The sequence below is a fragment of the Devosia sp. 63-57 genome, assembly GCF_001899045.1.
GTDB classification, from domain to species: Bacteria; Pseudomonadota; Alphaproteobacteria; order Rhizobiales; family Devosiaceae; genus Devosia; species Devosia equisanguinis.
The window spans coordinates 1,436,741-1,461,057 of sequence record NZ_MKUY01000005.1; the positions used below are offsets into that span (position 1 = coordinate 1,436,741).

Annotated in this window: 26 protein-coding genes; 11 read left to right on the top strand and 15 right to left on the bottom strand. The window is 62.7% G+C overall.

Translation table 11 applies throughout. From position 1 onward, the window contains the following. Positions 1–19: 19 nt before the first annotated feature. Positions 20–532 carry a DUF721 domain-containing protein gene (locus tag BGO80_RS15180; RefSeq protein ID WP_286722128.1) on the bottom strand — a complete coding sequence of 171 codons (513 nt, stop codon included), beginning with the start codon at positions 530–532 and terminating at the stop codon, positions 20–22. Between the two features lie 98 nt (positions 533–630). On the opposite strand from BGO80_RS15180, the gene BGO80_RS15185 reads away from it, so the two are divergent. Then, positions 631–1,686, top strand: a complete 1,056-nt coding sequence (locus BGO80_RS15185; protein WP_286722129.1) for an A/G-specific adenine glycosylase — start codon at positions 631–633, stop codon at positions 1,684–1,686. Positions 1,687–1,721: 35 nt separating this feature from the next. Next, a complete protein-coding gene (locus BGO80_RS15190) occupies positions 1,722–2,285 on the top strand; it encodes a GNAT family N-acetyltransferase (RefSeq protein ID WP_286722131.1) in 564 nt (187 codons plus the stop codon). A gap of 83 nt (positions 2,286–2,368) precedes the next feature. Here the strand turns inward: BGO80_RS15190 and BGO80_RS15195 are convergent, their stop codons facing one another. The 3 genes from BGO80_RS15195 to BGO80_RS15205 all read right to left on the bottom strand — a co-directional run bounded on the left by BGO80_RS15195 (position 2,369) and on the right by BGO80_RS15205 (position 4,639). Beyond that, a complete protein-coding gene (locus BGO80_RS15195; protein ID WP_286722132.1) occupies positions 2,369–3,505 on the bottom strand; it encodes a site-specific DNA-methyltransferase in 1,137 nt (378 codons plus the stop codon). 82 nt (positions 3,506–3,587) lie between these two features. After that, on the bottom strand, positions 3,588–4,274 hold the full coding sequence (rnhB, locus tag BGO80_RS15200) for a ribonuclease HII (protein WP_502686564.1): 687 nt from the start codon (positions 4,272–4,274) through the stop codon (positions 3,588–3,590). Next, a complete protein-coding gene (locus tag BGO80_RS15205) occupies positions 4,274–4,639 on the bottom strand; it encodes a DUF4180 domain-containing protein (protein WP_126149650.1) in 366 nt (121 codons plus the stop codon). The genes rnhB and BGO80_RS15205 overlap by 1 nt, the downstream gene beginning before the upstream one ends. A 79-nt stretch (positions 4,640–4,718) precedes the next feature. Here BGO80_RS15205 and BGO80_RS15210 point away from each other — a divergent pair, with 79 nt between their 5' ends. Then, positions 4,719–5,300 (top strand): hypothetical protein, encoded by a 582-nt coding sequence (locus tag BGO80_RS15210; protein WP_126149649.1) that lies wholly within the window; start codon positions 4,719–4,721, stop codon positions 5,298–5,300. 48 nt (positions 5,301–5,348) lie between these two features. Here the strand turns inward: BGO80_RS15210 and BGO80_RS15215 are convergent, their stop codons facing one another. Next, a complete protein-coding gene (locus BGO80_RS15215; protein WP_286722133.1) occupies positions 5,349–6,497 on the bottom strand; it encodes a PA0069 family radical SAM protein in 1,149 nt (382 codons plus the stop codon). Between the two features lie 369 nt (positions 6,498–6,866). Between BGO80_RS15215 and BGO80_RS15220 the strand changes: the two genes are divergently transcribed. Continuing rightward, positions 6,867–8,348 (top strand): MDR family MFS transporter, encoded by a 1,482-nt coding sequence (locus BGO80_RS15220; protein WP_286722134.1) that lies wholly within the window; start codon positions 6,867–6,869, stop codon positions 8,346–8,348. Between the two features lie 104 nt (positions 8,349–8,452). Then, positions 8,453–9,634 (top strand): GGDEF domain-containing protein, encoded by a 1,182-nt coding sequence (locus BGO80_RS15225; RefSeq protein WP_286722135.1) that lies wholly within the window; start codon positions 8,453–8,455, stop codon positions 9,632–9,634. Positions 9,635–9,703: 69 nt separating this feature from the next. Here BGO80_RS15225 and BGO80_RS15230 read toward each other — a convergent pair whose 3' ends face one another. The 7 genes from BGO80_RS15230 to BGO80_RS15260 form a co-directional block, all read right to left on the bottom strand. Then, positions 9,704–10,654, bottom strand: a complete 951-nt coding sequence (locus BGO80_RS15230) for a glutathione S-transferase family protein (RefSeq protein WP_286722136.1) — start codon at positions 10,652–10,654, stop codon at positions 9,704–9,706. 3 nt (positions 10,655–10,657) lie between these two features. Further along, on the bottom strand, positions 10,658–11,488 hold the full coding sequence (locus BGO80_RS15235) for a VOC family protein (protein WP_286722137.1): 831 nt from the start codon (positions 11,486–11,488) through the stop codon (positions 10,658–10,660). A 104-nt stretch (positions 11,489–11,592) separates the two neighbouring features. Further along, positions 11,593–12,129 carry a molybdenum cofactor biosynthesis protein B gene (gene moaB, locus BGO80_RS15240; protein WP_286722138.1) on the bottom strand — a complete coding sequence of 179 codons (537 nt, stop codon included), beginning with the start codon at positions 12,127–12,129 and terminating at the stop codon, positions 11,593–11,595. After that, positions 12,107–13,432 (bottom strand): MFS transporter, encoded by a 1,326-nt coding sequence (locus BGO80_RS15245; RefSeq protein WP_126149642.1) that lies wholly within the window; start codon positions 13,430–13,432, stop codon positions 12,107–12,109. The genes moaB and BGO80_RS15245 overlap by 23 nt, the downstream gene beginning before the upstream one ends. Positions 13,433–13,541: 109 nt before the next feature. Further along, positions 13,542–13,862 (bottom strand): type II toxin-antitoxin system PemK/MazF family toxin, encoded by a 321-nt coding sequence (locus tag BGO80_RS15250; protein ID WP_286722139.1) that lies wholly within the window; start codon positions 13,860–13,862, stop codon positions 13,542–13,544. Further along, positions 13,859–14,092, bottom strand: a complete 234-nt coding sequence (locus BGO80_RS15255) for an antitoxin MazE-like protein (protein WP_126149640.1) — start codon at positions 14,090–14,092, stop codon at positions 13,859–13,861. The genes BGO80_RS15250 and BGO80_RS15255 overlap by 4 nt, the downstream gene beginning before the upstream one ends. A 49-nt stretch (positions 14,093–14,141) precedes the next feature. Next, complete coding sequence (locus BGO80_RS15260; RefSeq protein WP_286722140.1) at positions 14,142–14,957, bottom strand: uracil-DNA glycosylase; 816 nt, start codon at positions 14,955–14,957, stop codon at positions 14,142–14,144. Positions 14,958–15,024: 67 nt separating this feature from the next. Between BGO80_RS15260 and BGO80_RS15265 the strand changes: the two genes are divergently transcribed. From BGO80_RS15265 to BGO80_RS15275, 3 genes are all read left to right on the top strand, one after another. Further along, positions 15,025–16,671, top strand: a complete 1,647-nt coding sequence (locus tag BGO80_RS15265; RefSeq protein ID WP_286722141.1) for an electron transfer flavoprotein-ubiquinone oxidoreductase — start codon at positions 15,025–15,027, stop codon at positions 16,669–16,671. A 96-nt stretch (positions 16,672–16,767) separates the two neighbouring features. Beyond that, entirely contained in the window at positions 16,768–18,489 is a 1,722-nt protein-coding gene (locus BGO80_RS15270; RefSeq protein ID WP_286722142.1) for a tetratricopeptide repeat protein, read from the top strand. Between the two features lies 1 nt (position 18,490). Further along, on the top strand, positions 18,491–19,366 hold the full coding sequence (locus BGO80_RS15275; protein WP_126149636.1) for a 4-(cytidine 5'-diphospho)-2-C-methyl-D-erythritol kinase: 876 nt from the start codon (positions 18,491–18,493) through the stop codon (positions 19,364–19,366). Between the two features lie 45 nt (positions 19,367–19,411). On the opposite strand, the gene BGO80_RS15280 is transcribed toward BGO80_RS15275, so the two are convergent. Both BGO80_RS15280 and BGO80_RS15285 read right to left on the bottom strand, forming a co-directional pair. Beyond that, positions 19,412–20,398, bottom strand: coding sequence for a DUF808 domain-containing protein (locus BGO80_RS15280; RefSeq protein WP_126149635.1), 987 nt, complete (start codon positions 20,396–20,398; stop codon positions 19,412–19,414). A gap of 154 nt (positions 20,399–20,552) precedes the next feature. Beyond that, positions 20,553–21,548 carry a polyprenyl synthetase family protein gene (locus BGO80_RS15285; RefSeq protein ID WP_286723054.1) on the bottom strand — a complete coding sequence of 332 codons (996 nt, stop codon included), beginning with the start codon at positions 21,546–21,548 and terminating at the stop codon, positions 20,553–20,555. Positions 21,549–21,701: 153 nt separating this feature from the next. Between BGO80_RS15285 and BGO80_RS15290 the strand changes: the two genes are divergently transcribed. The 3 genes from BGO80_RS15290 (at position 21,702) to BGO80_RS15300 (ending at position 23,721) form a co-directional block, all read left to right on the top strand. Then, entirely contained in the window at positions 21,702–22,445 is a 744-nt protein-coding gene (locus BGO80_RS15290) for a tRNA1(Val) (adenine(37)-N6)-methyltransferase (protein ID WP_286722143.1), read from the top strand. Between the two features lie 62 nt (positions 22,446–22,507). Next, entirely contained in the window at positions 22,508–22,741 is a 234-nt protein-coding gene (locus BGO80_RS15295; protein ID WP_286722144.1) for a hypothetical protein, read from the top strand. A gap of 56 nt (positions 22,742–22,797) precedes the next feature. Beyond that, entirely contained in the window at positions 22,798–23,721 is a 924-nt protein-coding gene (locus BGO80_RS15300) for a glycine--tRNA ligase subunit alpha (protein ID WP_286722145.1), read from the top strand. A 120-nt stretch (positions 23,722–23,841) separates the two neighbouring features. On the opposite strand, the gene rnk is transcribed toward BGO80_RS15300, so the two are convergent. Then, positions 23,842–24,252: a nucleoside diphosphate kinase regulator gene (gene rnk / locus BGO80_RS15305; protein ID WP_126149631.1), complete on the bottom strand. Its 411-nt coding sequence runs from the start codon at positions 24,250–24,252 to the stop codon at positions 23,842–23,844. Positions 24,253–24,317 lie beyond the last annotated feature (65 nt).

Genomic DNA, 24,317 nt, shown 5'->3' on the forward strand with positions numbered 1-24,317 from the left:
TCACTTGGGGGTGAACAGTCTATCCGTCGTTCTGTTCCGATCTGCCGGAGAGCGCCAGGCCCAGGGCCCGCAACGCTTCCCGCAGATCGCTGTCTTGGACCTTGTCGGTCACAGCGCCGACCTTTGCGACTTCGCTCTGGCTCGGTTGATGAGGTTTATGCCGCTTCTGGCCTGAACCGGGACTGAACGGTTCGGCAGACAATCTGACATCGGCCACCAGCAGATAGCCGAAATAGCGGTTGACCGCCTGCGCGATCTCGGGCGCTGCATGCTGGGCGAACAGCGCCTGGCCCGGAGCGCAGCGCAATACCAATACCGCCCCTTCGGCGCCACTGGCCCCGCGCGGCCAGCTGAGCTTGTCGGGCAGGGTGGTCTTGTCGAATGGCGGCGGCGCGATCGCGGCCCAATGGGTGATGATGTCGCGACCGGCAAAGCCGCGCTTCTTCAGCACCGGATCGAGCGCATGCCCAATCGCGTCGGCAATGCTGACGGATTTGTTGCGGCGCTTCGGTTCGGGCGGGGTTTCGGCCATGTCTAGGCAGTACTGTTGCCGCCCATGTCATGCAAGGTTGATCCTGTCCGCTCAGCGTCCGGCTTGTCGGCAGCGGCCACAAGACGATATCCACGCCCATGCCCCTTTCGTCCCCGCATGCCCTCGATTCGTCTGCCGTCCTCGTCTGGTATGATCTGCATTCACGCGATCTGCCTTGGCGCGTTTCGCCTGCCGACCGCAGAACCGGCGTCAAGCCGGACCCCTATAAGATATGGCTGAGCGAGGTCATGCTGCAGCAAACCACCGTGGCGGCGGTCAAATCCTATTTTGTCCGCTTCACCAGCCTCTGGCCGACAGTGTTCGACCTGGCTGCGGCGCCGCTCGATTCGGTGCTGCGCGAATGGGCGGGTCTCGGCTACTACGCCCGGGCCCGAAATCTCCATGCCTGCGCCGTCGCGGTCGTCCGCGACCATGGTGGGGTCTTTCCGACAAGTCCCGTCTCCTTGCAGAGCCTGCCTGGGATCGGCGCCTATACCAGCGCCGCCATCGCCGCCATCTGCTTCGACGAACCCGTCGCCGTGCTGGACGGCAATCTCGATCGTGTGCTGGCCCGCTATTATGCCCTTCCCGTGCCGGTGCGCGATGCCAAGGAGCAATTGCGCGCGGCTCTTCAAGCGTCGGTGCCCACACGCGCCGGCGATTTCGCTCAGGCCATGATGGATCTGGGGGCTACCATCTGCGCGCCGCGCAACGCCTCCTGCCTCATCTGCCCGCTTCAGCCAGGATGCATGGCCGCGCGCGAGGGCAATCCGCTGCTCTATCCGATCAAGCCGGCCAAGGCTGAACGCCCCGTCCGAAAAGGCCACGCCTTCGTCATGCTGGACGCAGCGGGCGATGTGTATTTGCAGTCGCGTCCCGGCAAGGGCCTGCTGGCGGGCATGACCGAGGTGCCGACCTCGGAATGGAGCGCCGATCTCGTCGATCCCATATACCCACTGCCTGCAAACTGGCGGCATCGCGGGCAGGTGGTCCATATTTTCACCCACTTTCGATTAGAACTCGAAGTGTGGTCGGCTGTGGTGCCACCCGAAGGGTTGGACGGTGGCTGGTGGAGCGAACCTGCGCTATTGGGCGGCGAGGCTTTGCCGACGCTATTCCGGAAAGTGCTGGCTGCGGCCGGGCTTGATGGGTGACGAGATGTCACTCACAAAGATTGAAAGACGAAGAAATGCAAACCATCCAAACCGAGCGCCTGACCCTGCGGAAATTTCGCGATGGTGATGCCCCGGCGCTGTTCGCCTATCTCGAGGCGCCCACGGCCGGCTGCTTCCTGTCGCTCAAGCTTGCCGATCTGGCTGCGGCGGAAATCGAGGTGAGCAAGCGCGCTGCCGAAGATGGCTATATTGCCGTGTGTCTCAAGCAGACCGACGAGGTGATCGGCGATCTTTTCGCCCATGTCGAAGAAGACCCGTTCGCTGCTGTGCCGGACACGATTTCGGTCGGCTGGAATTTCAATCCCGCTTTCTCGGGAAAGGGCTATGCCTTCGAGTCGGCCAAGGCGTTTTTAGCGCAGCTTTTCCAAGAGCAGAATGCGCGGCGCATCTATGCCTATGTCGAGGATCACAATGTCGCCTCGCAGCGTTTGTGCGAAAAACTGGGCATGCGGCGTGAAGGCATGTTCATCGAATATGTGACGTTCATGAACGATGCCGATGGTAGGCCCATCTACGAAAACACCATGCAATACGCCATTTTGCGCCGCGAATGGGAGGCGCATGCTCAAGGCGCCTGACTGGCCGATTGCGCAAAGAAAAAGGCCGCCGGGGCAAACCGGCGGCCAGTGGATAGAGCCTGAGACGTGATTGGAGGTCAGGATCAGGCAGAAAGCAAATCAAGTTTTTGACGAACGCTGGCCCGAAGGGTGTCGATGGGCTCGGCGACGCCAAGGAAGTCGTGATGCCAGAAGGTCCACCCGTTGCATGCCTCGGCTCCCTGAACCAGCGCGCCGACCTTGTGGATCGACCCCTGGTGTGGACCCGAGACGAGCGAGCCGTCTGCACGAACCATGGCAGAGTAACGTTTCGTTAAGTCGAAGAGTTGCGCGCCCGGTTCAATAAGTCCTTGCTCGACCAATGAGCCGAAGGGAATGCGCACTTCCTTGCGTTTCGGCGTCACCGACTGCAGCGCCTCGAATACCCCCGGACGTATGGTGGCGATGCGGGTGCGGGCAGCTTCGATATATGCTGGTTCACGCTCGATGCCGATGAAATGCCGGCCCAGTTTGCGCGCCACCGCCCCGGTGGTGCCGGTGCCGAAGAACGGGTCGAGCACGATATCGCCCGGCTTGGTCGTGGCATTGAGAATGCGGAACAGCAGCGCTTCGGGCTTCTGGGTCGGATGGACCTTGCCATCGTCCTCGTTCTTCAGCCGCTCCGCCCCGGTGCAGATGGGAAACAGCCAGTCGCTGCGCATCTGCGTATCGTCATTGGCCAGCTTCATGGCTTCGTAATTGAAGGTGACGCGGCTCTTCTGACTTTTCGCCGCCCAGATCAGCGTTTCGTGCGCATTGGTAAAGCGCGTGCCGCGGAAATTGGGCATGGGATTGGCCTTGCGCCAGATGACATCGTTCAGCATCCAGTAGTCCAGATCCTGAAGCGCGGTGCCGACGCGGAAAATATTGTGATAGCTGCCGATGACCCAGATGGCGCCATTGGGCTTGAGCACCCTGCGGGCGGCGCGCAGCCAGCCGCGGGTAAAGGCATCGTAATGGGCAAAGCTGTCAAACTTGTCCCAGTCGTCGTCCACCGCATCGACCTTGGACTGGTCGGGGCGGGTCAGGCCCTCCGCCAGCTGCAGGTTATAGGGGGGATCGGCGAAGATCAGATCGACGGAGCCGGCCGGCAAGGCATTCATGTGGTCGATGCAATCGCCCACGAGAATGGTGTCGATTGGAAGGCGGGTCGCCTCCCTCTCCGCATCGGCCTTGCGGGCCGTACGCGCGGTACGCAACATACACTTAACCCTAACGCAGTACTAACAGTCCCGTTATAGCCCGTCAGGGTTAATGGAGCGTTCGCAAGGGGTTAGCGAGGGGTTAACCGGCAACCACAACCGTTGTCCGCCGCATCAGCAACGCCGTAACCGGCGCAAACCCGTTCCGGTGGTGGCGGCAGGGTCCATGTGTGTTGAGCGCATTCAAGTGCGCGGCAGTTCCATAGCCCTTGTGACCGGCAAAGCCGAATTGCGGTGTGTCGCAATCCATGACTGCGCACATGCGGTCGCGCGTCACCTTGGCGATGATGGAGGCCGCGGCAATCGACACGCTGCGTCCGTCCCCACCGATCAGCGCCAGGCCGGGGCAGGGCAGTCCCGGCGGCACGTCACGTCCATCGACCAGCACCCGATCGGCGGCATAGGGCAGGGCGCGCACGGCCCGTGCCATGGCGGCAAGCGTCGCGCCTCGAATGTTAAGGCTGAGGATTTCACCCGGTGGTGCGCTGGCTATGGCCACCGCGCTGCTTGCCATGATCTCGGCATAGAGTGCCTCGCGCTGGGCAGCATTGAGCTTTTTGGAATCGTTGAGGCCGGCGGGGATATTGTGCGGATCAAGATGGACCGCTGCCACCACGACAGGGCCAGCCAGCGGTCCGCGTCCGGCCTCATCGACGCCGACCACGATCCGCGCCCCGCGCTCGATCAGCATGGTTTCATGAGAAAAGTCCGGGGTCTCGGGCATGGTGGCGAAAAGATCGTCGCCCTCTGGTCGCAAACGCCTTGCCATCAGCGCCCTCGCTCGAGCGCGGCGACCAGCGCCGCCCGGTCAGGGACGAATAAATGGTGGCCGATGCGGTTGGTTTCGCCGACGAAGTCGCGAAGCGCCTTGCTGGCGGCCATGCGTTCGGAAATATCGCCGATCACGGCCAGCCGCAGGCTGTAATTCTGCATCTTCTGGAAAAACAGCCCGGCAACGCGCGTGTCGAGTTGGAGAAATTCCGGCACCAGCCGGCCCACCGGCACCACCACCATCTCGGCGCCGGTCCCATAGGTGTTGCCGATAATGTCGACAGCATCCGCTTCGCTGCCCTGCAGCGGCCCTTCACTGGGCAAAAAGGCCAGCGTCAGGGGGCCAAGCTTTTCGATGTCCATGGCGTCGCCTCCATTTTCCCAGCACATTGACCCTGATATAAGAGTCCGTGCCGGGGGGCAAAGCGATTGAGAGACAACAATGCGCCTAGCGACATGCTTTGCCGTCGGCCTGCTTATGGCCATGCCCGCCGTGGCGGCCCCGTTTCACCACCCCTATGGCGAATGGCGCGAATATAATCGCGACTGGCTGGCGGCCTGTCCCGACAAGATCGACGAGGACGCCACCGATTTCTACGGCTATTCCTGCTTTGCCAGCACCGGTAGCCAAACGCTCAACGGCGCCAATTTGCCCTCCTACAAGCTGACCCTTGTTCGCAATCGCCTCGACGGCAAGCTCGACCTTGCCATTACCATTGCCGGCGAGGAGGGCGATTATGACCCCACCCGTCCCATGGAACTGCGCTTCGGTGGTGAGCCTCCCATCAGCCTGCCCATGGGCTCCGGCATCGAAACCCGTTTCAACACCATTAATCAGTTCTTCATCACCGATGATGTGGTCGAGACCGGGATCATCGACAAGATGAAAAACCGCAATGCAGTCACCCTTTCTGTGCCCCTTACCGGCCGCGATCAGCCGCTCGAGGTGCGCCTGTCCCTGCAAGGTGTCCTTGCTTCGCTCGACTTCATGGACATCTATGCGCGAAAGGTGGCGGAGTACTAAGGGCCGACCCGCGGGCCCGAGCCTTGCAGTCGCGCCGACCTTGTCTTTTCAGAACAGGCTCATCTGTCGGCTTTCCAGCGTCGGGGCCTCGAACAGGTCGATGCGCAGCGGCGGCAATTTGGCGTCGAGTTCCAGCCGCTCCCGGGCCTTGTCGAGGCGCTGGCGCAGCAGGGTGGCATAAGGGCCTTCGCCGGTCATGCGCGTGCCCCAGCGGGAATCGTAATCCTTGCCGCCGCGTGTGTCGCGCACCAGCGACAGCACATGGCGCACCCGGTCGGGGAAATGGCGCAGCAGCCATTCGCGGAACACGTCGCGCACTTCGCCCGGCAGCCGCAGCAGGATCATCTGTGCGCTGACGGCACCCTGCGCCTTGCCGGCATCGAGAATGCGTTCGAGCTCCATGTCGTTGATCGCAGGGATCATCGGCGAGGCGAAAATGGCGGTGGGCACGCCGGCCTCCGACAAGACGCGGATGGCTTCCAGCCGCCGTGCAGGCGAGGAAGCGCGCGGCTCCATCTTGCGGCTGAGCTTGTGATCCATCGACGTCACCGAAATCGCCACCTTCACCAGGTTGAGCTTGGCCAGCTCGGTGAGCAGGTCCAGATCGCGCAGAATCAGGGCTGACTTGGTGGTAATCATCACTGGATGCCTGGTCTCCAGCATCACCTCCAGAATGCCGCGCGTCAGCTTGTGCTTGCGCTCGGCCGGCTGATAGGGATCGGTATTGGTGCCCATGGCAATAGGCTTGGGCCGGTAGGACTTTGCCCCCAATTCGGCGCGCAATGCCTCCACGGCGTTGGTCTTCACATAAATATCGCGCTCGAAGTCGATCCCGGCCGAATGGCCGAGATAGGCGTGGGTGGGCCGCGCAAAGCAGTAGGAGCAGCCATGCTCGCAGCCGCGATAGGCGTTGATCGAGCGATCAAAACCGATATCGGGGCTGTCATTGGTGGTGATGATGCTCTTGGCGCGCTCAGTGTGCTCGATGGTCTCGAACACCGGCAGGGGCTCCACATTGTTCCAGCCATCGTCAAAGCCTTCACGCTGGTGCACCTCGAACCGGCCCGTGCGGTTCGATTGCGCACCGCGGCCGCGAATACGGTCCGGATTTTCCAGCTCGCGCCGCGCCAGGTCGGCGTCGCGGCTGCGGCTCAAGCGTTCCAGGGCTTCGAAGGATGGGGCCTGATAGAGGGCCATTTCGTGTTCTCCTGCCTGCGACGGCGGCAGAATCGCTGCCTTCCGACACGCAAAAGACTTAACAGCAACACGAGAACAAAACAAGAACGAACTTGTTTGGATGACATTTCCTGCCTACCATATCGGCATGGCCGGCCTGCATTACAAGACTTTACGGCCCAGCCGCACTGGCGTAGACAACCGCGCCTGGGCCGGCCCACCCGTTAACACATTGTCCTGCGCCTTATCCCGCGATCCCGATCCCATCTCGGTTTCGCGTGCGCCCGATTTGTTGCTGACAGGGTCTGTCACGAATTTTTTGGAAGCGGTGTCGAAAGCCGATGGGTCGCTCCGTCGTCTTGCCGACACGCACAGCCATGAGGGACTGAGATGACAATGGACGCAACCATGGACGCCGCGCCGACCAGCGCGCCGCACCACCCCGACAATGCTGCGCGCAATCGGCTGGTGATCGCCATCCTGCTCGTATCGACCTTCGTGGTATTTCTCAACGAGACCATCATGAGCGTGGCCATTCCCCACCTCATGAAGGATCTCGAAGTGACAGCCAGCGCCGCGCAGTGGCTGACCACGGCGTTCCTGCTGACCATGGCCGTCGTCATTCCAGTCACCGGTTTCCTGCTCCAGCGCATCAATACGCGCCCGATCTACATGATCGCCATGTCCGTTTTTTCCGTGGGCACGCTGATCTGTGCGCTGGCGCCGGGGCTCGAACTGTTGATTTTCGGCCGCGTGGTGCAGGCCACCGGCACCGCGATCATGATGCCCTTGCTGATGACCACGGTCATGACCCTGGTGCCGCCAGAGGGCCGTGGCAAGACCATGGGCAATATCTCCATCGTCATGTCGGTGGCTCCCGCTATCGGCCCGACCATTGGCGGCTTCATCCTGGCGCATTTCGACTGGCGCTTCATGTTCTACTTCACGCTGCCCATCGCCATCGGTGCGCTGGTGCTCGGCGCCATGCGCATCCGCAATGTCTCAAATCCGCGCTATGCGCCGCTGGATGTGTTCTCGGTCATCGTCTCGGCCCTTGCCTTTGGTGGCATCGTCTATGGCCTCTCCAGCCTTGGTGAAGGCGCCGAGCATGGTTCGGCCATTCCGGCCTGGCTGCCCATCGTGGTTGGCGTCGTTGCAATGGCGGTGTTCATCTGGCGTCAGATCAATCTCGCCAAGGATAACAAGGCGCTGCTCGATCTGCGCACGCTCCAGCATCGCAATTACACCATGGCGCTGATCACCATGGCCATTGCTATGGTGGCGCTGCTCGGTTCCTCCATCCTGCTGCCGATCTATACGCAAAGCGTGCTTGGCCTCGACACGCTGCAGACTGGTATGCTGCTGCTGCCGGGCGGCCTGCTCATGGGGCTGATGGGGCCGATCGTCGGTCGGCTCTACGACAAGATTGGCCCGCGCCCATTGCTGGTGCCGGGCGTGATCCTGGTCTCCGCCGTCATGTGGGCACTGACTTTCGTCAGCCAGTACACTCCGGTCTGGGCCGTGGTTGCCGGTCACATCACGTTGAGCTTCGGCCTGGCCTTGACCTTCACCCCGCTCTTTACCTCGTCCATGGGGTCGGTGCCGATGCCGCTTTACTCCCACGCCAGCGCCATTCTGGGTTCGGTCCAGCAGGTTGCCGGTGCTGCCGGTATCGCGCTCTTCGTTGCAGTGATGAGCCTGCGGACAGCCTCCGGAATCGCCGAAGGGCTCGATGGCATTGACGCGCTGGCCGCCGGCATTCGCGCCGGTTTCCTGTGCGGTGCCATCATTTCGCTGGCCATGGTTGTGGCCGCCTTTTTCGTGCGCAAGCCGGAGGTGGCGCCTGGCGGAATGGCCCCCGCCGGTCACTGAACAGAGACGGCGCCCCTCGGGGCGCCGTTTGTTTTTGAGACCAGTTGTCATCGCCATCGAACCGCTTTTTTAACGGCATTGTTTGTAGGATTGAATGGCAGCACTTGAGGCTTGCGACCACACTGGCCGGGCCCATGGACCACTTGGCGTTTCTGCTTCCCTCGACGATGATCCTGTTCGCGATCACCTTTCTGGCCGTTGGCTGGTCAGGACCAAAGTCCGCACGCGCCTGGGGGCTGGCTTTCCTGTTCGGCGCGCTAGGCTTCATTGCGCCCATATTGCCTCTCCCTTTCGCCCTGCAATCGCTACTGGCCAATGCGGCCTTTCTGGTTTCCTTTTATTGCTACGGCGATGCGCTGCTGCTTCACTTCCGTGCGCCGCGCATGATTGCCCCGCGTATTATCTTCGCGCTCCTGGCCTACGCCATGGTCATCGTGGCCGTCGAGGGCTTTGCCAGTCTCCCGCTGGAACTGACGGTCGCGGACATCTCTGTTGCCATACTGCTCGGCGTGCCGCTCGCTTCCGTTATTTGGCGCGCCCATACCTTGCCCGATCGCGTGCTCGTCGCGGTGGCAGGCATTGTCGTGCTCGACATTATCGTGCGTCTCTTCATCTTCAACGTGCTGGTGGGTATCAGCCCGGCACTGTCCGATTTTGCGGCCTCGTCCTATGCCTATTACAACCAGGTTGCGGTGGGCGTGCTGAGCGTCGGCTTTGCTTTGGCGGCCATGGGATCGATTGTCTCTCAGATGTTGGCCGGCTATCGCAGCGCGGCCGAACGTGACCCGCTGACAGGCCTGCTCAACCGGCGCGGCTTCGACGCTGTTGCCGCCCCCATGACCCCGATGGGGCAGGGGGCTGCTATATTGCTGGTGGATGTCGATCGCTTCAAGCTGATCAATGATGATTTTGGCCATGAGGCCGGCGATCTGGTGCTGGCAGGGCTGGCCGATATCCTGCGCTCCATCCTGCCGGGCACTGCTGTTATCTCGCGCTTTGGCGGCGAAGAATTTGCTGTGTTGATTCCGCGGCTCAGCATGGCCGAGGCGGGCGCCCTGGCGCATGGTATTCGTCTTGCCTGTTCGGAACGCGATTGGCGGCTGTGCGGCGTTGACCGCTTGGTGACGCTATGCGTCGGCGTCAGCCTTGTGCTCTCGGAGGAGCCGAACTGGAAGGCTGCGTTCAAGCGCGCCGACAGCGCCCTCTATGCCGCCAAGGACGATGGGCGCGATCGGGTTATGTTCGCCAAACCCGACGCCTATCTCGCCATTGAGCGCGCTGCCTGACAGTTCCCGCCGGGACCGACCACTCGCGCGGTGTGGGGATAGCCGCGAACGCAGCTGTTCCTGCTCCGATCAGCGCGCCACCCTATCGAGCCCGGCAATATCTGGCCCCCGCGGGACTATGCCATTGGGATTGAGCGACTTGATCGAATAATAGCCGCGCTTGATATGGTCGATATTCACCGTTTCTCGCACCCCCGGAATATCCAGTACGCGCAGCATATAGGCCTGCAGATTGGGATAGTCGGCAATACGCTTGAGGTTGGTCTTGAACAGCCCGTAATAGGCCGCGTCGAACCGCACCAGCGTCACAAAGGCGCGAATGTCGGTTTCGGTGAGCATATCCCCCAACAGGTACGCCTTGCCCGCAAGCCGCTCTTCCAGCGCATCGAGTGCCGTGAACACATCGGCGAAAGCCTCGTCATAGGCCAGTTGCGTGGTGGCAAAGCCGGCGCGGTACACCCCGTTATTGAGGCGCGGATAGATATAGTCGTTCAGCGCGTCTATCTCAGTGCGCAGTGTATCCGGATAGAGATCGTAGGCGTCGGAAGCCAGGCCGCCAAAGCCCGAATTGAGCATGCGCAGAATGTCGGCGCTCTCATTGTTGACGATGGTATTGCGCTGCTTGTCCCACAGCACCGGCACGGTGGCGCGGCCGCTGATCTGCGGATCGGCCCTGGTATAAATCTCGTGCATGTAGGTTGCACCGTTGATCGGGTCCGGCGTGGCAAAGCGCCAGCCTTCCTCGGTTAGCTCGGGTTCGACAACGGACATGGAGATGACGTCTTCCAGGCCCTTGAGCTTCCGCGCGATGATGGTGCGGGAAGCCCAGGGGCAGATCAGTGCCACATAGAGATGATAGCGTCCTGCCTCGGCAGCAAATCCGCCTTCTCCGGTTGGCCCGGTGCTGCCGTCTGGGGTGATCCAGTTGCGGAAGCTCGAGGTCTGGCGCACGAAACCACCCTTTTCGTCCTTGGCCTGCACCGGCTGCCAATTGGCGCTCCACTTTCCGTTGACGAGCATGGCTCAGCTCTCCCTGGCGACGTTGAGGGTGATCGCAAGACCCCAAGGGTCGGTGATCGTGTTTTGGTTCGATTGCGCCCGCTCGAGAATGGCGCTGCGCTGCGCGTCGTCGTCGGCCAGAAGTTCGAAGCCGACAAGGCCGGTCTGGTTCTGCGGGATGGGGCCGGCGCCGCGGCTCGACCAGATATTGGTCGCCAGCTGGTGATGATAGCCGCCCGCACCATAGAAGCTGGCACCCGGATAGTGCGCCGTGATGTCGGTGCCCAGGACGCCCGAGTAGAACGGCTCTGCGATGGCATTGTCGCCCACCTGCAGATGCATATGACCAACGATCAGTCCGGCCGGCGCCCCGGCCCAGCTCTTTTCAGGCGCCAGATCCAGCAACGAGGGAATATCGAGCTGTTCGGTGCTCATTGTTATCTGCTTGCCGTCGATACCCCACTGCGCGCGGGTCCGGTCGGCATAGACCTCGATGCCATTGCCCTCGGGGTCGTGCAGATAGACGGCTTCGCTGACCAGATGGTCCGATGCGCCATCCACCGAGATCCGGTCAGTGGCGACGTGGCGCAGCCAGACTCCGAGGCTTTGCCGATCCGGCATCAGGAAGGCGGTATGAAAGAGTCCGGCCGAGCGCGGATTGCGTTGCACCAAGGCTGCATTGCCCCGCAATTCCAGCAAGGCCAGCCCGTTCACGCCCAGTTGCACCGTCGTGCCATCCTGGCCGATCGTCTCGAGGCCCAGCAGATGCCGGTAATAGTCGGCCACCCGGTTGTGGTCACGCACATTGAGCGTCACCATGCCCACCTGCAGGGGCGCGGTCGCGGTTCTGGACATGGTCAATCTCCTGTCGGGCGCTGGTTCAGCGCCGTTTCAGCAAAGATGCCCAGTCTGATTGCAATGTTAAAGGGAACGCTGACGAACGCGTTGTTCGCCAAACCTCACCGTTCGCTGAGCCGCGGCATGATCTCAACGAAATTGCACGGCTTGTGGCGGTAGTCCAATTGGTGGCTCAATATCCCCTCCCAGGCATCGCGGCAGGCGCCGCTGGAGCCAGGCAGGCAGAACACGAAGGTCTCACCGATAAGACCGGCCGTGGCCCGCGACTGCAGCGAGGACGTGCCGACCGTGGTTGCCGAATACTGATGGAACAGCACCGAGAAGCCTTCCATGCGCTTGTCGAACAGCGGCTCAATGGCGTCTGGTGTCACGTCGCGGCCGGTAAAACCAGTGCCGCCCGTCGTCAGCACCACATCCACCTGTGGGTCTGCGACCAGAGCCTGCACTGCGGCGCGGATCAACTGGATGTCGTCGCGAACCACCTGGCGGCTGGCGCAGTGGTGGCCATCGGCCTCCAGCAAAGACTGCAGCAGTTTTCCGCCCTTGTCGGTTTCCAGCGTGCGCGTGTCTGAGACCACGACGATGGCGATCGATACGGGTTTGAGATCACGGTCTTCATATCTTGCCGTTTTGAACATCGTCGTCGCCCTCAACCGTTTCGATCAGTTCTTCCGGCACCGCTGTTTCGCGCGTCACCGGAAAATCGTCGGCATCACTATCAGCGCGCGGATCGAGTGCAAAGCTTTCCGGCGTCGCCTGCTTGTCGCTCATTGGCTGGAACGGCGCGCGGCTCGAAGCGTCGGGGCTCTTGCGTACGCGCATGCGCAGATAGGCAGTGCCGGCCAGGGCGCCGTGGAAAGTGGCGGTAACCACGAAGAGTCCAACAGGGCTCCAGGCGCCCATGATCATCGAAGCGACGGCCGGCCCGATGGCCAGGCCCGTACCCAGAATGAGCAGCATGCCTCCGGCGATCTTGGCAAATTCGCCATCCTTGGCGAAGTCGTTGGCATGGGCCACCGCGACCGCATAGATCGGGTTGGCCGCAAAGCCATAGGCGGCAAACAGCACATACATGGCCCAGCCCGCATCGGGATTGATGATCGCCGTCAGCGCGCCCACGAGCGCGGCGAAGCTGGATAGGCCAATGAGGACCAGACGGCGGTCGATCCGGTCGGAAAGCCGGCCAAACGGCACCTGTGCCACGGCGCCCAAAATGGCGGCGATGGCAAAAAGCAGCGCGATACCACTGGCATCTAGCCCCTGTTCATAGCCGTAAACCGGCGCCAGCGTGCCGAAGGCCCCATTGGCCATGCCGCAGGAAAAGGCCGCGATCGCCGCCACCGGCGAGGTCTTGTAGAGCAGCTTGAGATCGAGCTTGGCCGATTGCAATGGCCGCGGCTGCGGGCTGGAGGTGAGGGCAGTGGGCAGAACCGCGCAGATAAAGCTGATGGCGCCGACAACAAAAGGAATATACCCCGCCGTGCCTGTGACCGACATGGCCAGCTGCCCCATGGTGGAGGCGGCCATGTTGATGGTCACATAGATCGAAAACACCGTTCCGCGGTTCTTGTTATCCGCCACCTCGTTGAGCCAGCTTTCCACGATCATGGCAGCACCGGCAAAACAGAAGCCGGAGAGGGCCCGCAGCAGGATCCAGCTGACATCGTTGACCAGCAGCAGATTGAGCAGAATGGTGACGGTGCCGATGGCCGCCATGACCGAAAAGGCACGGATATGGCCGACCTTGCGCACGATCAGCGGCACGAACAGCGAACCGGCCACGAACCCAACCGACCAGCCGGTACCGATCAGGCCCAGCGACAGTAGCGAAAACCCTTCCTCGGCGCCGCGCACCGAAAGCAGCAAACCCTGCAGGCCACCGCCAAACATGAGCAGGGCCGAACCGAGAAAAAGAGCATAAATCTTGATAACGGAAGCCATGGCGCTTTCGGGTCTGTAAGCAGATCAATCGTTGCAAATCACTCAAGCGTGACCATAACGCGGCATTCCGCGTTTGCGAGGGCCGATTGCGCCCGGTTCCTGAATTTTATCAGACGAGGCCGATAAAGAGCGTCAGTCGCTTGCTGACCTCTTGCATAGTCTCCTGGTCAAGCCGGCCGATGACCTGTCCCACCTTTACTCTGCCGGTGGTGGTAATGCGATCCGTCATGATCTGGGAAAGTTCACGCAGCCCGTTGCCGGGTTTGGGCTGTACGGTAAGTCGGATCATTGATTCAACGACGGTGGAGGTGATCGGAACCAGGACAACGCTGCCTGTTTCGGAAAACAAATCCGATTGCAGAATTAATGCGGGGCGCGGTTTGCCCAGATCGCCGGGAAGCGCGACGATGACGATATCGCCGCGTTTCACTTTTCCAACTGGTCTAGATACTCTGCCAATTCCTGGTTGGCAGCGTCGAGAAAGCTGTCGATCGTTGGGTCTTCAGCGTCGGCCCGAGCGAGAAGGCGGGCTTCTTGCGCACACCTCTCCTTGAACTCGGGTGAATCGAAATCCGGCACCCAAATCGTCACCGGCCGCAATCCCGCAGCTCGCATTTCTGCTTCTTCTTCGGCTGTATAAGTTCTGGCTGTATTCGGCATGGCCAATACTCCATCCAAGCGCCAAATATAGAGCGCCGGGGGAGCGCCATCAACCCAGTCCCAGTTCCGCCATTTTGACCTTCAAGCCCAATAGGTCCCGCCAGGCCTGCTGTTTGGCAGCGGGATTGCGCAGCAGGTAAGCCGGGTGCAGCGTCGGCACGGCGTCGACCTCATGGCCGCCAATGGCGACCCGTTGCCACTTGCCGCGCATCTTGATGATACCATTGGTGGTCTTGAACACCGTTTGCATGGCCGGCCCGCCCAAGGTCATCACCAGGCTTGGCGCCACCAGCTCCACCTGCCGGTTAAGGAATGGCAGGCAGAGTTCCATTTCTTCCGGCGTCGGCGTCCGGTTGCCGGGCGGCCGCCATGGCACGGTGTTGACGATATAGACCTTGGTTCGGTCGAGCCCGATCGCCGCCAGCATGCGGTCGAGCAGCTGCCCAGAGCGTCCAACGAACGGCTTGCCCTGTCTGTCCTCTTCCGCCCCCGGCGCTTCGCCGATCAGCATGATTTTGGCCTCGGGATTGCCATCGGCAAACACCAGCTGGGTGGCGCGGAATTTGAGACCACAGCCATTGTATCCGTCCAGAATGCCGCGCAATTGCTCGAGAGACTGCGCCGATGCCGCCAGCTGCCGTGCCTCGCTGGGGTCCCCGCCCAGCGCCGCGGCAGGCACCGGCGCCGCCGCAGCGGCGGTCTGGTTCGGTTGCGCTGGGCGCGGCGCAATCGCCTGCGGCGCCGGCGCGATCTGGGCAAACCTGTCCACCGGCGCCTCACCCACGGCCAGGTCCACACCGGCGGACTGATACCAGTCCAGCACGGCGAGTAGTTCGGCGTTATCGAGGCTGCGATCTTGAGACATCGGGCCCGTTATGTCACACCCCGTCCGGGGGCTCCAGTCTTGCCCCGAGGTTGAGGATGCTTTCCCCATGGCACAAGCGGGCAGTCGCGAAACGCTTTCCACCGATGTGTTGATCGTCGGAGCGGGCCCCGCCGGACTTTCCGCCGCCATCCGCCTCAAGCAGCGCCATCCCGATCTTGCCGTCACCGTCGTGGAAAAATCCGCCGAGATCGGCGGCCATATCATTTCCGGCGCGGTTATGGACCCTGTGGGCCTCGACGCGCTCATTCCCGACTGGCGGCTCAAAGGTGCGCCGGTCGGTCCCGCCGTGACCCGAGACAGCTTCCATTTCCTCACCGCCGGCGGCGATTTCGCCATCCCCCATGGGCTGGTGCCGCCGCAGATGAAAACGCCGGGCGCCGTGATCGTCAGCCTGGGCCGGCTGGTGCAGTGGCTCGGCGATCAGGCCGCCGAGCTAGGTGTTGATATCTTCCCCATGACCGCCGCTGTCGACGTTCTGGGCGGGGAGGGGGCTGCCGTAAGGGGCGTCATCACCGGCGATCTCGGCCGCGACGCCAAGGGCGAGCCCAAGCCCGGCTTTGCCGAAGGCATTGCCCTGGAAGCTAAATATACCCTCATTGCCGAAGGCGCGCGGGGCTCGCTGGCCAAGCACATCATCGCCGATAACGCGCTGGCCAACGATCCGCAAAAATATGGTCTCGGCATCAAGGAAGTCTGGGAAATCCCAGCGGCGCTGCACCAGCCTGGCCGCGTCGATCACTATCTCGGCTTTCCACTCGACAATGCCACCGCCGGCGGTGGCTTCGCCTATCATGCAGAGGACCGAAAACTCTATCTCGGCCTTGTCACCTATCTCGATTATGCCGATCCCACCCTTTCGCCCTTCGACGAATTTCAGCGCTTCAAGACCCACAAGTCCATCGCACCATTGCTGGAGGGCGCGACGCGCCTGTCCTATGGCGCGCGCGTGGTCACCGCTGGCGGTTGGCAGTCCATTCCCACCCTGGCCTTTGCCGGCGGCGGGCTGATCGGCTGCTCGGCCGGCTTCATGAATGCGCCGCGCCTCAAGGCAATCCACAATGCCATCCTCTCGGGCATCGGCGCCGCCGATGCGGTGGGCGAAGCCATAGCCGCCGGTCGTCAACACGATGTGATCGACGACTTCGCCCATCGCATCATGCAAACCGGCATCGAGCGCGAGCTCAAGGGTGTGCGCAACGCCAAGCCGCTCTGGTCCCGCCTCGGAACCATCGCAGGCAGCCTCGCCATCGGCATCGATCTGTGGACCTCGGCCATTTTTGGCCGGTCCTTGCTGGGCACCCTGCATCACCGCAAGCCCGACCATGTCGGTTTGAAGCGCCGCGATCAGGTGCAGGGCCGCGTCTATGAGCGCCCGGACGGCACCACGCGTTTCGACCGCGCCTCCTCGGTTTTCCTGGCCAATCTTTCTCACGATGAAGACCAGCCGGTGCATCTTCGCCTGGCCGATCCAGCCGTGCCGGTGCGTGACAATCTGCCCGTCTATGGAGAGCCAGCTCCGCTTTATTGTCCCGCCGGTGTCTATGAACTGGCCGAGGAAGGCGGGGCGCCGATCTTCCGTATCCACGCCGCCAACTGCGTCCACTGCAAGACATGCGATATCAAGGACCCGGCGCAAAACATCACATGGGTCCCGCCCGAAGGCGGCAGCGGTCCCAACTACAGCGGAATGTGACCGGCACTTGTCTTGCCGACCTTGCGGCGCAGTCGCAAAACGGACAATCTTTGCCGCCAAATCCTGCCGTACTCGGCACAGGGAGACTTCAGTAACGTGATCCTGCTCAAGAACCGACTGGCGCGCCCATTTGCCTTGGCTCTGATGCTGTCGGCATTCAGCCTGCCCACCATGGCCGAAACCGCGCCAACCGGAGCCCTCGACTTCCTGAAGCTCCTGCGCCCCAGCATTTCGGGTTCGTTCATTGCCGGCCAGGAGGCGATGAAAGACCTGCGCACCGACGAAGCCGCGCGCTATTTCGGTCAGGCCGTGCAGGGCGATTGGGACAATCCCATTCTGGCCGAGCGCGCCTTCTTCGCCGCCGCCGCCGATGGACAAATTCCGCAGGCCGCGGAAATGGCCAAGCATCTGCTTGATCTGCAGAAGGGCAATGAACTGGCGGAGCTGGTGCAGGCCAGCGTCGCTCTCAAGGAGCGTCGCTATGGCGCCGCCGAACGCGCTCTGGCGCAGGTTCCTCAGGATACGTTCAGCGGCATCACCGCCGGCATTCTGCGGGCCTGGGCCCTGGTGGGCGATGGCCGCGGCGAAGAGGCCGAGCAACTGCTCGGCAAGCTCGGGCAGCGCGGCCTCGAAGATTTTCTGGTTTTCCATCGCACGCTGATGGCCGAGGCATCGGGTAACAAGGCCAAGGCGCTGGAACTGGCCGAAAAAGCCTATGATGTCGAACCCTATGTGCCCCGCGTCGTCGAAATCTATGCGCGCATGCTGGCCAATGACGGCCAGTTCGATGCGGCGCTCGATGTGATCAACGAGTTCGAAGCCCAGGGGCTCAGCCATCCCGAGCTGACGGCGGTCAAGGCCACGATTGCCAGCGGCAAGCGCCCCGGCGTCTTCGTCGCCAATGCGCAGATCGGCGCGGCAGAGATGTATCAGGGCATCGGCGCCGCCCTGGCCCGCGATGGCAGTTCCGATCTGGCGCTGGTATTCCTGCGCCTGGCCAACTACCTCAATCCGAGCTCCGACGTCATTCCGCTCACCGCGGCCCAACTGCTCGACAATGCCGGCCAGCACGAGGCCGCCAACCGCATCTATGATGCGGTTCCCGCCAATTCACCGATGAAGCCGGCGGCCGTGGTGCGCATCGCGCAAAACCTCGATGCCATCGGCAATCGCTCCGAAGCCCTGCGCCGCCTGCGCAATATCGTCGCCACCAATCCCGACGATCTGGACGCGGTTTCGGCGCTGGGCGATCTGCTGCGCTATGACGAGCAATATCTCGACGCCGCTGCCGCCTATAGCCACGCCATCGAACTGACCGGCGGCGACGCTCCGGCCGACTGGCGCTATTACTATGTGCGCGCCATTGCCTATGAGCGCGCCAAGGAATGGCCCAAGGCCGAGGCGGATTTCCTTAAGGCGCTGGAGCTCAATCCGGAACAGCCGCAGGTGCTGAACTATCTCGGCTACAGCTGGATCGATCAGGACATGCACCTGGAGAGGGCGCTGGAAATGATCGAGAAGGCGGTCGAGATGCAGCCGCGCGACGGCTACATCGTCGATTCGCTCGGCTGGGCCTTCTACAAGCTCGGCCGCCTCGACGACGCCGTCGAAACCCTCGAACGCGCTGTCATGCTTCGCCCCAACGATCCCGAGATCAACGACCATCTCGGCGATGTCTATTGGGAGGCCGGGCGCAAGCTCGAGGCCGGCTTCCAGTGGCAGATCGCCAAGGCCATGGATACCGAAGGCGGTCATGTACGCGATCGGGCCGAAGCCAAGCTGGCCGAAGGCCTCACCGAAAAGACCGCCTCCGAATAGCATGGTTGCCCCATCCGTTCAGGCAGCGCCGGCCAAGGTCAATCTGGCGCTGCATGTCACGCGGCGGCGTGAAGACGGCTATCACGACCTCGAAAGCCTGATTGTCTTCGCGGACATTGCCGACGAGTTGGAGGCAAAGCCGGCGGCTGCAGATAGCCTCGAGATTTCCGGCCCTTTTGCATCCGGCCTGGGCGCCGGGCCGACCAATCTTGTCCTGCGCGCCACGGCAGCCTTTCGGAAGCGCTGGCCTGAAATTGCGCCGGCAGGCCTCGCCATGCATCTGGTGAAAAACCTGCCGGTGGCGGCCGGTATCGGCGGCGGCTCGGCCGATGCCGCCGCGGCGCTGAGATTGATGGCGGAATTGTCGTCCGAACAGGTGCCTGTGGTCGATCTGGCCGACCTGGCGGCGACCTTAGGCGCTGACGTGCCGGCCTGCCTGTTGTCACGACCGCTGGTGGCGCGCGGTGTTGGCGAAATCCTTTCGCCGCTCCCGGATTTTCCGGAGCTGCATATTGTTTTGGCCAATCCGCTCATCCCGGTGGTCACAGCCGATGTGTTCCGTCGTCTGCGGGCGCATGACAATTATCCGCTGCCCGCCCTCCCGTCGCCGCTGACGCGCCCCGCGCAACTGGGATTGTGGCTGGCCGAAACCCGCAACGACCTGCAGCCCCCCGCCATCAAGCTCGTGCCTGAAATCGGCGATCTCATCGACGACCTCGCCCAGACCCAGGGCTGCATTCTGGCCCGCATGTCCGGCTCCGGCGCTACGGTGTTCGGCCTTTTCGGCTCCGCCAGCCAGGCCCATGGCGCCGCGCACGAATTGCGCCTGCGCCGACCACAACACTGGTTCGCCGCCGCTCCGCTATTGCGGCCCTAATTTCTTCAAACAAGGCATACTCTGGACTCTTTCGCCTCCCTCCCCTCAAGCCGCGGCGCGCTTGGGCAACAGGCGCTTGATTGCCCGCCATGCCGGCGCCAGCACATAACCGGCGACAGGGATCAGCAACAGGCCCAGGATCAGTCCGACGATCCCGTCAATCAATGCGGTCATGGCCCAGCCGGCAAAGCCGGCAATGGCGGGCAGGGCATGCTCGGCCCATTCGGCCGCGGCCTCCACCATATGCTCGGGCGCCGCGATGCCGAAGCTGTCGAGGCCGTGGATCAGGATGCCGCCGCCGACCCAGATCATGGCAGCCGTGCCGACCACGCCCAGAACTTGCATCGCCAGCGGCATGGCGCGCACCAACCAGCGTCCGAACTTGCGCGTCAGGTCCAGCCGTCCCCTGCGGGCCAGCAGCACGCCGAAATCATCGGCTTTCACGATCAGCGCCACGGCGCCATAGACTAGCGCTGTGATCCCCACGCCCACCAGCGCCAATATGGCCGCGCGCGTCCAGAAATTGTTCACCTCGATCGCGGCCAGCGCGATGGTCATGATCTCGGCCGAGAGAATGAAGTCGGTCTTGATGGCGCTGGCCACCTTGGTGTCTTCCAGGGTCTGCGGATCGAGCGCCACCGGCTCGAGGCTAGCCTCATGCGCCTCGGCTTCATGCGGCTTGAGCGCATGATAGACCTTCTCTGCGCCTTCGTAGCACAGATAAGCCCCACCCAGCATCAGGATGGGGGTGATGATCCATGGCGCGACAAGGCTGAGGATCAGCGCGGCCGGCAACAGGAACAGCAGCTTGTTGCGCACCGATCCCCAGGCGATCTTGCCGACGATCGGCAACTCGCGATCCGAGGAGAAACCATCGACATAGCGCGGCGTCACCGCCGCATCGTCCACCACCGCGCCTGCGGCCTTGATCCCGGCCTTGGCGGCCTGTCCGGCAATATCGTCCAGCGACGCCGCCGCCACCTTGGCAAGCCCCGCAACATCATCGAGAAGGGCGAGAAGACCGACGGACATGGATAAGCCTCAAGGTGATTTGAGCGCGATAATGCGCGGCGAAACCAAAGGTGCCAAGTGGAAACCACGACGCAGGTCGACAGGCCACCGCTCGATCTGGTTTGAAGCGACGGCATCGCCACCAGGCAGGCTGAGATTGCCAATAGGCAGAGTGCTAAGACGCGCGGCCGACGCTGTGGCGGACGACGTCGGCGAGGATGGATTTCATCTCGCTGTCGGGGAGCTCGGACAGTGCCGCAATCGCGGCTTCGGCGTGTCGCTCCGCTTTGTCCAGCGTGCGCTTGAGGGTGTCGTAGCGGTTGAAGATGGCCACAACCTGCTGCACTTCGAGATCGCTGGCATCGACCTTGCCCAGGGCGGCGGCGATCACTGATCGCTCTGCTTGGGTGCCGTCGGCCAGCGCCAGGATGACCGGCAGGGTCATCTTGCCCTCGCGCAGATCGTCGCCGACATTCTTGCCGAGCGTGCCAGACTGCCCGCCATAATCCAGCGCATCGTCGACGAGCTGGAAAGCATTGCCCAATTCAAGCCCATAGAGAGCCAGGGCCTCGCGGCCGGCCTGATCGGCACCGCCGGACATGGCGCCCACTTCGCAGGCGGCCTTGAACAACACGGCGGTCTTGGCGCGGATGACTTCGGCGTAGTCGGCCTCGGTGGTGGCGAGGTCGCCGGTCTTGGCGAGTTGAAACACTTCGCCTTCGGCCATCACGGCAGAGGCGGCGGAGAGCACGCCCAGCGCGCCGATATCGCCGGTTTCCACCATCATCATGAAGGCCTGGCCGAGCAGGAAATCACCCACCAGGATGGATGCTTTGTTGCCCCAGACCATGCGAGCTGCCGGCTTGCCGCGGCGCATGTCGCTTTCATCGACGACATCGTCGTGCAGCAGGGTGGCGTTGTGCATGAATTCGACGGCGGCCGCGAAATTGACGGCATTGCCGGTGCCGCGGCCGAAGAGAATCGCGGTGGCAACGGTGAGCATCGGCCGCAGGCGCTTGCCGCCGCTGTCGATGAGATAGCGCGCCAGTTCGGGGACCATGTCGACATGGCTGTGAGCACGATCCAGAATCAGCGCGTTGACCCGGGCCATGTCCTCGGCCGTCGCAGCCATCAGGCGCTCGACCGGGTTGGCCACCGGCTTTTCTTTCATCTGGGGCAGAACTGACACCGCCGTAACGTCCTTGTTGCCACAACGGCAAATCGGGTTGAGACCATCGCTGCGACCCATATAAGGTCGCACCGAACCAGCCATCCGGGTGCGATGTCCCTAGACCAGCCAATCGAGTTTGTAAAACACCAAACGGTGACGCGCGACGCCTTTTTGGGCGGTCGGCTCACTCTGTCGCAGCCGCGCAACGGCTTTCGCGCCGGGCTCGACAGTGTTTTGCTTGGCGCCGCGGTACCAAAGGGCACGGCGCGACTTGCCGATCTGGGCGCGGGCGTGGGCACGGCGGGGCTGGTGGCCCTGGCGCTAGGCCTCGCTGAAACCGCGCTTCTGGCCGAGATTGACGCCGAGGCGTTGACCCTGGCGGCTGAGAATATCGCGGCCAATGGCTTTGCCGCCCGAGCCGAGGCGCATGCCATCGACATTGCCGCCCCGGCTGCGGCCCGGCGCGCGGCAGGGCTTGTGGATAATGGCTTTGACGCCGTGATCGCCAATCCGCCCTTCTTTGCGGCAGGACGCGGCACGCCTGCGCCGGACGCGAGCCGGGCAGGCGCGCGGCATATGCCGGAGGCGGACCTGGACCAATGGGTGCGCAGCGCTGCCGCTTCGGCAAAGGCGGGCGGCACCGTCATTTTCGTTTATCCCGCCACCGCCCTTGCGCCGCTCCTGGCGAGCTTTTCGGCGCGGTTCGGGGCCATAACGCTATTGCCGCTCTGCCCGCGGCCGGGCGAGGCTGCGAGCCGGGTGCTCATTCGCGGCATCAAGGGCTCGCGCGCGCCGCTGACACTTCTGGCCAGCCGGGTGCTGCACGGCACTGACGGTCGGGCATTCTCGGCAGAATTCGATGCAATTTTTCGCGGTGCGGCCCGTCTTGACTGGTAATGATCCGACCGAGCCCCTAAATCTGCGCCACCGCCCGAACCCGTCCTGAGGTTTCCCGCAAGATGCTGCTGCGCATTCTCCTGTTCACTGCCCTGATCGTGCTGATCTATCTGGGCATCCGCCGCATCTGGAAGGACTGGACCGGCAAGTTCAAGACCGACGAGGAACAGGCGCGTATCGCCAGACGCGAGCGCGACGCGGCCGAACGCCAGCGCCCCGACGTGATCGATCTCAAGCGCGACGATGACGGCACCTATCGCCCGCATGACCAGCGCGACACCGACAAGCGCCATTGACCGCCCGGAGCCGCCAAACTAGAGGTTTGTCCGGCTCTAGACCGTAGGACTGCCCGATGACCTCTCGCCCCGCTCACATGGACCCGAAGAACTCCTTCCAGGGTCTTATTCTGACGCTGCAGAATTTCTGGGCCGAGCAGGGTTGCGTGATCCTGCAGCCTTACGACATGCAGATGGGCGCCGGCACCTTCCACACCGCCACGACATTACGTGCGCTAGGACCAAAGCCGTGGAAAGCCGCCTATGTGCAGCCCTCGCGCCGGCCCAAGGACGGCCGCTATGGCGAAAACCCCAACCGGCTGCAGCACTATTACCAGTTCCAGGTGATCCTGAAGCCTTCGCCGGAAAACATCCAGCAGCTCTATCTCGACTCGCTGGCCGCCATCGGGCTCGACGCTTCTGTGCACGATATCCGCTTTGTGGAAGACGACTGGGAAAGCCCGACGCTGGGCGCTTGGGGCTTGGGCTGGGAGTGCTGGTGCGACGGCATGGAAGTCAGCCAGTTCACCTATTTCCAGCAGGTCGCGGGCTTCGAATGCGCGCCGGTTCCGGGTGAAATCACCTATGGGCTCGAGCGCCTGGCCATGTATGTACAGGGCGTAGAGAACGTCTATGACCTCAACTTCAACGGCCGCGAAAGCGACGAGAAGGTCACCTATGGCGAGGTGTTCCTGCAGAACGAGCAGGAATCCTCGAAGTACAATTTCGAGGCCGCCGACACCGAAATCCTGTTCCGGCATTTCGCCGATGCAGAAAAGGAATGCCGCGCCATCCTGGCCAAGGGCGCCGACGGCAATCGGCAGACCATGGCGATCCCGGCCTATGAGCAGGTGATCAAGGCCTCGCATAATTTCAATATGCTCGATGCGCGCGGCGTCATCTCGGTGACCGAGCGGCAGAGCTATATCCTGCGCATCCGCGAACTGGCCAAGGCCTGCGGCGAAGCCTGGTTGCAGACCGCCGGCGGCGGCGCGGAATAGGCTAGTCTACACACCCCCACGCGGCAAAAGAGCAGATCGTCACCCTCGGGCTCGACCCGAGAGTGACGGCTTGTGTTGTAACCCAGCGGTGTGCAGGTGTCTGCGAAGGCGGGGCGTGTCCTACTCCGCGGCGACCGGTGCTTCGACATCCAGCACGGTCAGCATGTGGCGCTTGTCGGCGCGGTCGCGCCAGGTGATGGACTGGCCCTTGCGCAGCCCGATGAGGGCGGTGCCGATGGGCGTCATCACCGAAATCTTGCCTTCGTCGATATTGGCTTCTGCCGGGTAAACCAGGGTGACCGCAATTTCCTTGTCGTCATTGGTGCGATAGGTGACGCGCGAGCCCATGCGGGCCACGTCCTCGGGCACCTTTTTGTCATCGACGACACGAGCGCGGTCGAGTTCGTTGAGCAGGCGGTCGGCCAGTTCGGGCATGCGGTCGAGCCCGGCGCTGGCCAGCGCGTTGAGTTTGGCGTGATCAGCCTTGCCCAGAATAATGGCAGGCGAGAGATCGCGACGAATGTCGTTCATGTGAGTCTCCTCAGGTTCCGGCGCGCGACAGCGCGACATGCGGAACGGTGGTGATGAATGGGAAT